9 protein-coding genes and 1 pseudogene are annotated in these 11136 nt (G+C 59.1%); 5 read left to right on the top strand and 5 right to left on the bottom strand.

Annotated features, from left to right (window positions below):
- The first annotated feature begins 3 nt into the window (after positions 1 to 3).
- Positions 4 to 246: pseudogene (gene infA, locus VGG51_08670) on the top strand (translation initiation factor IF-1).
- On the opposite strand, the gene VGG51_08675 reads toward infA, so the two are convergent.
- Positions 243 to 554, bottom strand: a complete 312-nt coding sequence (locus VGG51_08675; GenBank protein HEY1883101.1) for a hypothetical protein — start codon at positions 552 to 554, stop codon at positions 243 to 245. The pseudogene infA and the gene VGG51_08675 sit on opposite strands and share 4 nt — an antisense overlap.
- Before the next feature lie 475 nt (positions 555 to 1029).
- On the opposite strand from VGG51_08675, the gene VGG51_08680 reads away from it, so the two are divergent.
- On the top strand, positions 1030 to 2448 hold the full coding sequence (locus tag VGG51_08680) for an alkaline phosphatase family protein (protein HEY1883102.1): 1419 nt from the start codon (positions 1030 to 1032) through the stop codon (positions 2446 to 2448).
- A gap of 91 nt (positions 2449 to 2539) precedes the next feature.
- Here the strand turns inward: VGG51_08680 and VGG51_08685 are convergent, their stop codons facing one another.
- A complete protein-coding gene (locus tag VGG51_08685; GenBank protein ID HEY1883103.1) occupies positions 2540 to 3595 on the bottom strand; it encodes a hypothetical protein in 1056 nt (351 codons plus the stop codon).
- Positions 3596 to 3982: 387 nt separating this feature from the next.
- Between VGG51_08685 and VGG51_08690 the strand changes: the two genes are divergently transcribed.
- The 3 genes from VGG51_08690 (at position 3983) to VGG51_08700 (ending at position 6528) form a co-directional block, all read left to right on the top strand.
- A complete protein-coding gene (locus VGG51_08690) occupies positions 3983 to 5152 on the top strand; it encodes a choice-of-anchor tandem repeat GloVer-containing protein (GenBank protein HEY1883104.1) in 1170 nt (389 codons plus the stop codon).
- Positions 5153 to 5278: 126 nt separating this feature from the next.
- Positions 5279 to 5560 (top strand): hypothetical protein, encoded by a 282-nt coding sequence (locus VGG51_08695; GenBank protein HEY1883105.1) that lies wholly within the window; start codon positions 5279 to 5281, stop codon positions 5558 to 5560.
- 32 nt (positions 5561 to 5592) lie between these two features.
- Entirely contained in the window at positions 5593 to 6528 is a 936-nt protein-coding gene (locus VGG51_08700; GenBank protein HEY1883106.1) for a hypothetical protein, read from the top strand.
- A 34-nt stretch (positions 6529 to 6562) separates the two neighbouring features.
- Here VGG51_08700 and VGG51_08705 read toward each other — a convergent pair whose 3' ends face one another.
- From VGG51_08705 to VGG51_08715, 3 genes are all read right to left on the bottom strand, one after another.
- Positions 6563 to 7345: an NHL repeat-containing protein gene (locus VGG51_08705; protein HEY1883107.1), complete on the bottom strand. Its 783-nt coding sequence runs from the start codon at positions 7343 to 7345 to the stop codon at positions 6563 to 6565.
- Positions 7346 to 7626: 281 nt separating this feature from the next.
- A complete protein-coding gene (locus VGG51_08710) occupies positions 7627 to 8070 on the bottom strand; it encodes a hypothetical protein (GenBank protein HEY1883108.1) in 444 nt (147 codons plus the stop codon).
- A gap of 203 nt (positions 8071 to 8273) precedes the next feature.
- Entirely contained in the window at positions 8274 to 10574 is a 2301-nt protein-coding gene (locus VGG51_08715; GenBank protein ID HEY1883109.1) for a TonB-dependent receptor, read from the bottom strand.
- Between the last annotated feature and the right edge of the window lie 562 nt (positions 10575 to 11136).

Raw genomic sequence — 11136 nt, forward strand, 5'->3', positions numbered from 1 at the left:
CTCAAGGAAGCGCCGCTCGAGGTTGCCGGGAGCATCAAGCAAGTCTTCCCCAGCGCGACCTTCTCCGTCGAACTCGACAACGGTCATACGATCCTCGCCCACATTGCCGGCCGCTTACGCCGTCATCGCATCAGAATTCTACCGGGCGACCGAGTCGACGTCGAAATCTCGGCCTACGATCTCACCAAGGGACGAATCGTCTACCGCCATCGCGGTAACGAAGACCGGCCGCCGCCGCCGACTTAGGCGCCGGGCTTTCGCCCTTTCGCGTACTCTTCGGCCGTCTGCGTCGTCGTGGTGGTGGTGACGGTCGTCTGCTGACCGCCTTCGCCGGTCGCCGTGGTCTGGATCGTCGTTGCGGTCGACTCTTTGATTTTCCACAGCCACAGTACCAGAATGCCGGCGATGACGAATCCGAAGCCTGCCGGCAACTCGTAGGCTTCGAAGCCTTGGTAGCTCAGCCGCGGTATGGCAAGGCCCGATTGGGCTAGGAGGAGCCAAAGCCCGACGGCAAAGAGGCCGACGCCCAAAATCACTTTCACCGCGAAGCGCATCGAACTACCTTCGCGACGGAAGGTGCGAAGGCTTGGAGGATTCGAGAGAGCGGCCACCCGATTAACCCCCATTGGACCCCTCATGGGGCTCACGGTACTGCCTTTCCGCGAGCCTCTGTCCTTATTCAGCAGCAACGGTAGCTTCGTTGAGAGGGGGACCGTGCGTTTTTCGGTCCCCTGTGTCCGCTCTCTCTGCTAGGATCCCCTAGCTATTAAATAATAGAACACTGCGGGCTCTATGCGAATCCCCCTTATTTGCTATATGCGGGCCATTTCAACATGAATTCATGGTACGAAAGAACCAGCGTCATAGATTTCGTTTGATTTTGGCCGTGCAATCCGTAATATCTTCGGAGAGCTTGGGAACCCCGAACTTTCAAGTTGACGTAGATCATCTGAAGACGCCAACCGCGAGGTGATGCCGTGCTGGGGCTAAAACGGGTCTTCGCGACCATCGACGTTTACGGAGAAAGGGATGACCATTTCGAATTTCTTGCGTTACGCGTTTACGTGCTGGACGGCCGCCATCGTGCTCGCCTCTTGCGGCGGCAACGCACCGTCGTCGTCGCTTCCTGCCGCTCGGCTGCCGTTCGGCGCTCAGAGGCATACGGCGAGTTCCCCGATTAAGCACATCGTCCTCATGATCCAGGAGAATCGAAGCTTCAACGATCTTTTTGCGACATTTCCTGGAGCCGACGGAACGACGACCGGCCAAGCCGTGCCCAATTCGAACTGCAGCCCGCCGATCTCAGGTGGCGCGCTGGCCCTTAAAGAGATGCCGCTGGTCCTCACCAAGGACCTGAACCACTCGTGGAAGAGCGGGTACTCGATTGCGTACGATGGCGGCAAGCTGGACGCTTTCGATTTGATCCGGTTCGGCGGGGTCGGATTGTTCGAATGCACGTACCCTTATCAGTATACCGACCCTACGCAGGTCAAACCGTATTGGACGCTGGCTTCGCAGTACGCCCTGGCGGAGCACATGTTCACGACCCAGGCGAGCGACAGTTTTACGGCACACCAAGATCTGATCAGAGGCGGCACGGTCGTCGAACGTAACAAAGCATTGGTAGACGATCCCACCTGCGGCACGTGTTGGTGGGGCTGCGACGCCACCCCGGGAACGGCGACGCATCTCATCACTCCGGGTAATGAGTTTGTGAAAGTAGGCCCCTTCCCGTGCTCCAACAAGTTCAAAAATAAGTATCTCACGCTTCGCGATCGGCTCGATGCGAAAAGCATAACGTGGATGTATTACGCGCCGCCATCGAGCCAGATTGACGGTAAGTTGTGGAGCGCGTTTGACGTCGTCTATCCCGTGCGATATGGACCCGAATGGACGAGTAATATCTCGACCCCCGAGACGAAAATTTTGAGCGACGTCCAGTCCGGCAAGCTGGCGGCGGTGTCGTGGGTCATACCTGAGGGGGGCAACTCCGATCATCCGTTCACCAAAATGGGCGGCAAATACACGGACAACGGCCCCGAGTGGATCGCCACCGTCGTCAATGCGATCGGCCAGAGTTCGTACTGGGACTCAACGGCGATTATTGTCGTCTGGGACGACTGGGGCGGCTTTTACGACAATAGAGCCGGGAAGCTGGGCAAGTACGCCGGCCCCGGAGAACGTGTGCCGATGCTCGTTATATCTCCTTACGCAAAAGCGGGCTACATTTCCAAGACCAACTACGAGTTTGGCAGCATTCTGAAGTACATCGAGCAAAACTGGAGTCTCGGCACGCTGAATACGACGGATAAGTCGTCGAAGAGCATCGTCGACTGTTTCAACTACAAGCAGTCGCCGATTCCGTTCCAGCCGATCGTCTCAAGCTTAGGCAAATCGTACTTCATGCATGAGAAGCATTCGTATCTCGCGCCCGACACCGACTGGTAGCCAAAGACCCGCGCGCGTAAAAGACCCGCCCCCGAAGTGGGGGCAGGTCTTTTTGCTGCGGGAACCGTTTAGGAGGGGAGAAGGAGCGCCGTTAACGCGTCAGCTCCTGAACCGTATTGCTGTTTGAATCGGTGAAAAAGAGTACGGTGTTCGCATCGGTCGTTCCGCGTGCGACGAGCCCGTATACGCCTTGTGTCGAACTCGTATCGACGACCTTGGTATCGAGCACTTTACCGGTTGGCGTCAGCTCGACCAGAGTGTTCGCCGTCCCCTGCGTATTGGCGACGACGAGATTTCCATTGGGAAGCACGGCTGAGGCCATCGGTGCGTTCAGCGGCGACCCGCTCATCACAAGCTTACCGCAGGACGTCTTGGGGTAGCGGCACTTGAATGTCTTTCCGCCAGGCTGGACAATGATTTCGTCTTTGTCCAGAAGGTCGCTCGCATTAAAGAACGAGACGATCGTGTTGCTCGCGCCGTCGACGATATACAGCGTATCGTTGACCTGGTCGTATTGGAAACCTGACGGTGCGAGGCCGCCCTGCGAATTTTTGCTCGTGGCAAAACCCTTTGCCACTTCGGTCGCCGTTCCGTTCCCATAGAAGCCCACGCTGATGCTGACGACGGTTCCTTTAGTCGTTCCGACGTAGACGTAGAGTGGGGAAAAGTTCTGCGACGGGTTGGTAACGATGTCGGAGAACGGCGTGACGAACGTTTTGCCGCCGTAGGTTTTCTCGACCGCGCCCTTCTTGCCGATCTCGACGAGATTACCGCTGGCCTCACCCGCGCCGTAAACGGTTCCGTCGTGCGGGTGGACCGCCGTCCCTACGCATCCCTTAATCAGAGCGTTATCGAAGAAGCGTTGGGGAGTCGAGCCTGCGCTCGGATTGAGGACGTCGATGCTCGTTCCAGCACCCGGATTGCCCGACGAATCGGAGTAGTTGCAAAAGACAAGCTGCCCCTTGGTCAAGGTGCCGTGCGGGCTACCGTGGGCAATCGTCAGACCACGCGGATTCTGATCGCCGTTCTTCGGGTCGATGGTCGAACCGATGACTACGGTCTTCGTGAGAACTTTGAGAATCGATTTGCTATCAACCTGACGTTGCGCTCCAGCAGCGCCAAGCGGCGCCGAAACCGCAGGACTCATTGCGTCGCCGCCCGAGGCCGTGGGTGCTCCGCACGCCGATACTGCCAGTAATGTTACTGCTGCTGGTATGAATGAGCGCCAAGCGCGAAGCTCCATGACAAAACCTCCATAAGTAACGATTGGAAAGGGCACCGATCGTTTTGACCGACGGTGATCTTTCCGATTCTCTGCGGAAGGGTGCTGAATCCTTGCCTGTCGTGCGTGAACTCGGTAAGCTGCGCGGGGCAGGGGCCCGCACCGAATCGGCGAAGCTGAGACCCGCTTTAAATCGGAAGGTCCAGCTACTTACGTCAAGGACGATCGGAGTATAACCTCATGCGAAGAGTGGGTCTAGCTTTGTGCATCATCATTCTGTCTGGCTGCTCTAGCATGCCGGCAACTTCGTCAATGCCCACGTTGGGCCAAACGGCGAAGAAGAGTTCGAGCAGTGGAAGCTTCAAGGTGCTTCACGCGTTCAAGTCGTCGCGCGACGGGAAAGTGCCCGTGGGTACCTTGCTCGCCGATAACAACCTCCTTTACGGCACGACGAACTTTGGCGGCAGTCCGGACAAAAGCTGCTATCCAGGCATCGGATGCGGAACGGTTTTTTCATTTGACGGAAGCACGGAAACCGTCGTCTACCGGTTTGCGGGCCTCACCTCGGGTACTCGGCCGTACGCCGGCGTCATCGACGTCAAGGGTACGCTCTACGGAACGACGCAAACGGGCGGCAAAAAGAATGAAGGCACCGTCTATTCGCTCACGCCCTCCGGCACCGAGCATTTGGTGGTAGGCTTCACTGGGAAAAACGGCAACGATCCCCGCGCCGGCTTAACGAACGTTAACGGAACGATCTACGGGACGACCTACTATGGGGGCGCAGCGGGCGTCGGTTCCGTTTTCAGCGTCAGCCCATCGGGCACCGAAAAGGTCATTCATAGTTTCCAAGCCGGAGATGACGGCTCTTGGCCGCTCGGTACGCTGCTCTACGCCGACAACGTTCTCTACGGCACGACCTCTTCAGGCGGAACGCAACGCGCCGGAACCGTCTTTAAGATCAATCCCAACGGCACGGGTTACTCCGTTCTCTACACTTTCAAAGCCGGTAAAACGGATGGCGCCTTTCCGTTCGCCGGCTTAACCGAGCTCAACGGAGTTCTGTATGGAACGACGCAGCAAGGCGGAGCGCATAATAAAGGAACGGCGTACGCGCTTACGACCTCGGGATCGGAGACGGTGCTGCACAGCTTTGGCGAAAAGGGCGACGGCATCGAGCCGTTCGACGGCCTGACCGTGCTCAACGGCGTGCTTTACGGCACGACGGCGTACGGCGGCACCGGCGGCAAGCAGGCCGGTCCCGACGTACAGCGCAAGCCCACGAGCGAAGGAACGATCTACTCGATCTCGCCGTCGGGTTCAGAGCAGGTGCTTCACAGTTTCACGGGCGGACCGGGCGGACGCGTTCCGTACGCCAACCTTACCGTGATGAACGGCGCGCTCTACGGCGTGACGATCTGGGGCGGCAATCTGAAAGGCCCCAAGGGTGGGGTCGGAACGATCTTCGAGTACACTCCGTAACTTCCAAGTCGAATATAAAGAGCGGGGCCGGCGATGCCGGTCCCGCTCTTTAGTTTTGGCGCCGTTCGGCGACCCGCTGCCCGCGCCCCGACGGGGCAGGCTCGCCGGCCTGAGGAAGAAGCCGAGATGACAAACGAAGAGCTCGAGAGGTACGCCAATCAGAATGTTCGGCTGGTCAGCGGCGGCCGCACGTTAACGGGCCAGCTCATCGCGGGTTTCGAAGCGCAGATTCGAGTGCACGCACCGTTTGCGATCCAGTGGCACGACGTCAACCCGTCTCTCGGCACCACCGAAGAGCGCCTGGCGGCGATACCAAACGCCGAGGAGATCGAATCGGTCGAGATCGTCGACGAGTCGGCAAGGGCTGAAATTAAAGATGAAGCGGAGGACGCGCAGACACCAGGGTGAAGCGTCGTTCGGTAACAAGACGAGGTGAGTTCATGAGTATTCGGGCAATATGCCGGCGGGCGATGAGCGTCATCGCGCCCCTTGCAGCTATCGCCGCGCAGGCGGGTTGCGGCGGGAATGTTGCGCCGCCAACCGCTGCAAACCTAAGCCGAACCAGCAGTATCAGCGTTCCTGCGATGCCGATCGGCTTGCGCGAACCGCGCGGCGGCCTCGTCTACGTCGCCGATAGCCTCGGGAACTTCGTGGACGTCTTCAAGCCGAGCGGGGCGCTCGTCGGCCGGCTCACCGAGGGCATCGACTACCCCTCGTATCTCTTCATCGACGCCAAACATCGACTCTACGTGGCCAACGCCGGCAGCCAGGACGTGGTCGTCTTCAAGCGCGGCGCGACCAAGGCTTCTTCCGAATACCACGACGCCCAGCACGCGTTGGCTCCGACACTGTGCGCAAACGGCGTGCTCTACGTCGCGAACGGATCTATCGCGGTCTTTGCCCACGGAAAGCACCGGCCGACCGGCTCGTTGACTGACCCCTACGGAGAGACAGAGTCGGTCTCGTGCGACGCGTCTGGAAACATCTTTGCCACCGCGACGGTGTTCAGCCCGCCGGGTTACGTCGTCGAGTATCCCGCCGGGAGCAAGAAAGCCAAACTGCTTCTGAGCAGTCTGCCAAACCCCGTCGACGTCGCTCCGGATCCCGCTGGAAACCTGTTGATCGTCGATTCAGCGGGCGGTACCACGAACGAGGTCGCCGAGTACACCGAGTCCGGATCGCCGACGGGCAAATCGATGCAGACCGGCGGTAACTGGGGCGAATTCGCAATCGCTTCGAAGGGTACCGAACTCTTCGGAGCAGATCAGAGCGATCTCGACGGGGTGCTCGTCAAGTTCCCCAGCGGCCGCGTGGTGCAAACCTACACCGACAAGAAGTTCAAGCAGCTCGGCGGCATCGCGTACGATCCAGGCTGACGACGGCGCCGTACCGGGTGGGCGAGGGCAGACCTCAGTGAATAGCGACACCCCACGGCTCGCTCAGCGTCGTGATCGTCGGCGTGCTCGGTGCGCCTTTGGGTGTGAACGTGACGAGCGATTCGGGACTATGGTTGATCACGTAGATCTTTCCGGCGGCGTCGAGCGCTACGCCGAACGGCGCGCTTAATCCCGTCGCGATCGTGGGAGTCGTCGGTTTTCCGCTTGCCGTGAACGTGACGAGCGAGTTGCCGTAGTAGTTGGTAACGTAAATCTTCCCATTCTTATCGACGGCGACGCCGCCGGGGCCGTTGAGCCCGGTGAGCGTTGGTTTGGTCGCCTTGCCGGCGGCGGTGTACGTGGTCACCATGCCCGCACCAAAGTTCGCGACGTAGATCTTCCCGTTCTTGTCGACGGCAATGCCGCGAGGTCCGTCGATGTTCGAAATGGTCGGCGTCGTCTGCTGGCCGTTTGACTTGTACGTCGTAACGTTTGACGTGAAGGCGTTTGATACGTAGATCTTGCCGTGCGCGTCGACCGCCACGCCGGTCGGCTCGTTCAGACCGACGGTGATGGTTGGTTTGATTAGCTTTCCGCTCGACGTATATTTTGTGACGGTGTCAGCTTCGTAGTTCGGAACGTAGATATTGCCTTTTGCGTCGACCGCGATAATACCAGGGTCGTTTATGCCCTTGGTGATCGTCGGCTTCGCGGCCTTTCCGGCCGACGTATAGGTGGCGATGTTGTTGGCTGCGGAGTTCGAAACGTAAATTTTTTCGCCGGCGGCATCAGGAGTTTCGGCGAGCACTGCGGGCATCCGAACACCGGCGTTACCGAGGCTGGGCAAGGCCGGTGTTGCGACAGCCCGCCCATCGCCGCTGCAGCCCGAAAGGCCGACGAATAAAACCGTGACCGATGCGAAAAGAGGTACCCGTCGCAATTCAATGCTCCCTTAAGCGCCCGACAATATAGACGCTAGCTTAATCTTGCTTCTTTAAACTGTCGAGCCGCGCGCCTTGGTGCTTTCGACGCCGCGGTTGAGGCTTTCGACCCATCGCGCCGTGGTGCGAAAGTCACGGCGCCAACAAGAGCGGGCGCTTATGAGCCCTCGTCCACGTTGTTTAGGATAATCACCTTAGCCGCACCGAGCCGCTTCCCCGCGGCGCTGTAATCGACGAAGGTGGCCACGCACTGCCCTCGCCCGTGAGTTCCCGCCTTTACCTTATAGGAGCCGCGTTTTCCCTTGATGGTAGCGATCAGCCTGGACGTACATTTTGAGTCGTGGAAGGTAAACTTTCCACCTTTGGGACCCGCGGTGGTCACCGTAACTTCGGGCGTGCCGGCCGAGAGCTTCACCACGCACGGCTTTGCGGAAACGCCCTTCTCGGAGGGGCATCGCTGGTCGATAACCGGAGCGCGCTCCGGCCGCATCTGCGAGGCCGGCAGCAGCGCGTTTGATGGCGCCGTTGCGGCGCCCCCGCCACATCCAACAAGAGTCCCGGCTACCGCGAGAGACGCAATTGCTCCCCGTATGTCTTTCATACGATTCATTATATTTTCACTCCTTACTTTCGGACGCTTGGCCCCTCTTGCGGTTTTTGCAACGCGAAAAATGGCTCCTGTGTAGATTTGAGGGTGCCGGTCGAGAACGCGACCGAAAAGCGACGAATGCGGCGACGACAGGGGTTGTTTCAGCGATGGCTCTTAATGCTGTCTTATATGTTCGGCGGAGAAGTTCCCGAATACTAATGGATAATGATGCTTAGGCGCACCGTGCGCTTCTCGCCCGGGTGGAAGTAATAGTCGTTAACGCCGCCGCCCCCAAGCGCCGGATTGACGGCTGGATTTCTCGCAAAGGCGGGGTTGGCGGCGTCCTGCGGCAGCCAGGATTGATAGTAGTATTCCACGTCGTCGGTTTGGGCGTTGAAGATGTTAAAAACATCGGCGACAATGTCGTAGCCTCGATGCGTCTTCCAAGTGCCTTGCGCGTTATAGGTCACGGAGGCCGCCGAGACCGCGTCGCCCGCTTGATCCAGCACACGCGGTCCAAAATAGCGCAGGCGCAGGCTTGCGGCATAGTCCGGCTTGTCGACCGTTACGCCGGCCGCAGTGACGACGTTGATCGACTCCGGAACGAAGGTCCCCAGGCCCTGCGGGTCGGTGAGAAAGCGCGCATTTGAGGTTGCGATGTCGGCGTCGAACGTCAACCATGGCTTGGGCTGGTAGAAGTTGGCAAACTCGATGCCGCGCCGCATCGTGGGGCCGCCCGCCGACGTCACGCCGGCATCCCCGTCGAAGACCAGCTCCGAGTTGAGGTGGAGTTGCCAGAGCGAGATCGTACTGTTAAGGCCGCCCCGCGAATAGCGGTATCCAAACTCAAGGCCGGCGGCTCGAGCGAGCGGCGTATTCTGTAAAACCGCCTGACCGAGCGCGTTGTACGGAGCCTGAGTCTGAGGATCGAGCGTGTCGGTGACTCCGCGCGCGTCGTTGCTATGAAAGCTCTCGCCCCAATCGGCGTACAGCTCTTGCGACGGCGAGAGGACGTATGCCGCCGTAAACTTCGGGCTCAGGATGCCGGCGTTCACAAGCCCCGAATCGGCCGCGACGCTATCGTTGACGTTGAAGCTGTATTGGTCCGCGCGCAGGCCGGGAGTCAGCTGCAGCCTGGAGCCGACTCGCAGGAGGCTCTGAACCCACCCGTAGGTGTCTCGCTCCACGACGTGCGCGAGGCTGAGCGTACCATTCGGATACGGGATCTGGTCGTGTACCAGAGAGAGTTCCACGGTTGGAATGTTGTCGTTTCGGACGCCGGCTCCGGCCGTTGTCGTCACCCTCCCCGAAGGGTTGAACGTTCGCGAAGCGTTCGCACCCGAAACGAATCGACGGTCGAGCTGTTCGCGCTGGTCGCCGCAGGCGAAGACGAACGGAACCGGCGTCACCGAGTGTACGGGTGCACGCGCCGCGCCGGGGACGTCGTTGGCGGGGCAGTACGAGATATAGCTTGGTACGTGCGCGGCATTCGGATTGCAGGTTTTGTACCCGGCGGTGCACGTTATGGGGTTGCGGGTGACGTTGTAGTAGTCCGTCGCATCGTCGAGGTAGTAAGTAAAGTCGGAGAATAGGTTGAGGTATTGCGCAAATCCGAATACGTTGACTTCCGTCGTGCCGTTCGAATCGCTGTGCTGCCACTGGCTCGCCAGAGAGTAGCGGTAGGTCGTGCCGCCGTCCCAAGGGTCGATGAGGCCGTAGGGACTTAGCTCCCCATCGCTGACAAGGCGTTGCGGAATTTGATCGCTTGATTGAAACGTTCCATGGTATCCCATAGCGGTGACGCTGAAGTCGGTGTTTTCCGTTGAGCGGCTCCAACGGAGAACGCCGTTGAACTTGGCGTACTCGTCGGGCCGTTCAAACGAGCCGTTATCGTGGTAAATCTGAAAGGCGTAGAGCAGGTTCCCGACGCCGACGCGCGGCGAACCGGCGAACAGCACGTTGCCATAACCATAGTTACCGATGCCGAACTCCGTTATTGGTGCGTCCAGGGTGTTTTTGTAGTATAAGGTGTACGCCCCCGCAGTCGAAAAATCACCCGTCGCCGCATAGTACGGTCCCTTCTGATATTCGACGAAACTGACGAGCTCGGGCATGAGCCAGTTGATGTCCGAATACCCTTGGCCGTGCGCGTGCGTCGGGAGATTGATCGGCGTGCCGGCAATCGTGCTCTCCAGATCGGTGCCGTGATCGAGCTGGAACCCCCGCAGGTAGTACTGATTGGCCTTCCCTTCGCCACTGTGTTGGCTGACGAGCAGGCCGGGGATCGCCTCAAGGATTTCACCGGGGCGCAGCACCGGTCGCGTCTTTATCTGCTCTTGATCGATCGTACCGACCGAGGCTGCAGGCACCTTGCCGACAAGATTTTGGTTTCGTTCGCGGGAGGCTACGTGGCCGATCGTCCGATAATGCCGCGTTTTCTTTATCGCCGGCTTTGGACTCGGTTTGGGACTCGGAGTTGGTGACAGCGCGACGGTGAAGAGAAGGGCCGCCAGCATCGCGATCGTTTACCTCCCTTCTCCAGGTAGGGGTAGTCTGCCACGGTAATACCGGTCGTCTTTTTTTGGAACGATAGCACACGCTGCGTCGATTTATTCGTGCGTGCTGTAGACAAATAAGGCGCCCTGGAGCCCGTTGCTAGCTGCATAACGGTCCCGGACTCTGCATGGATTTCGTAGGAATATTTGTATACAAGTATCGATCGACCGAAGTCGGCGGAGCAGTTCCGCGCGCGCGCCGAAAGGGCACCGCGAAAAAGTCTAGAGGGCAGGACGACGAGAAGCGCCTTTTAAAATCGAGTTCTTACATCTCGTCTAACCGGGCCAAAGGACGGCGCGGCGCTAACGGCTACGCCTGCTCCGGGCTGGCCTGTGATCGTTCTAATAGGCTTGCCGCCCGCGGGGTATTTGTAAATTAACGCTAGTGTTGTGAGTTATAAGTTCATTGCAATAACACGAGACTTTTGGTATACTGGATAAGTGAGGAAATCCAGGCAAACCGTTCGTGGCCGACCCAAGCGAGACCTCAATCTTACGCGCGACGAGCGAGAACAACTGGAGC

This window comes from Candidatus Cybelea sp. (assembly GCA_036489315.1).
In the GTDB taxonomy this organism is placed as follows: Bacteria; Vulcanimicrobiota; Vulcanimicrobiia; order Vulcanimicrobiales; family Vulcanimicrobiaceae; genus Cybelea.